This is a genomic window from Rubneribacter badeniensis, assembly GCF_002899695.1.
Classification (GTDB): domain Bacteria; phylum Actinomycetota; class Coriobacteriia; order Coriobacteriales; family Eggerthellaceae; genus Rubneribacter; species Rubneribacter badeniensis.
The window spans coordinates 1-566 of sequence record NZ_PPEL01000184.1; the positions used below are offsets into that span (position 1 = coordinate 1).

1 pseudogene is annotated in these 566 nt (G+C 66.1%); it reads right to left on the minus strand.

Annotated elements, in window-relative coordinates:
* Positions 1 to 196 precede the first annotated feature (196 nt).
* Positions 197 to 566, minus strand: a pseudogene (locus C2L80_RS13995) (DUF308 domain-containing protein); the annotation flags it as partial.

Consider the following 566-nt stretch of genomic DNA (forward strand, 5'->3'; position numbering starts at 1 on the left):
GCTCGGTCACGGTCGCGCGCATGGAGGTTCCCTGCTGCGGCGGGCTCGAGCAGGCGGCCCGGACGGCGCTCGCGCGCAGCGGAAAGGACGTGCCTTTCTCGGTGGCCACGATATCGACGCACGGCGAGCTGCTCTAGGAACCGCCGATCCGACCCATGCGGGTTAGGAGAAGGGCAGGGTCTCTGCCCGCCCTTCGCTACGCCTCGGCCTCGACTTTCAGCTTGCCGTGCTCGCGGTGCAGCTTGAAGGGGTAGAGGATGAGCTCGATGCCCAGCACGATGAGATGGTGCTCGATGTTGGCGAACGGGTTCAGTATGAGCAGCACCGACAGCACGAACTGCAGCACGCAGAACGCGAGCGCTACGGCGAAGGGACGCTTGTGCCTGATGTCGGAGAAGATGCCGTCGAACGTGCGCGCAGCTTTCTGCAGGCCCAAGAGGCCCCATACGATGCCGATAAAAACGGTGGAGTTCGCCCCATGCACGATGATGACCAGGCCGAGGACGCACAGCACGATGGCCGAGCCCAGGCTCTCGCGGCCCGCGTCCGCGTCGCGCTCGCGTGCG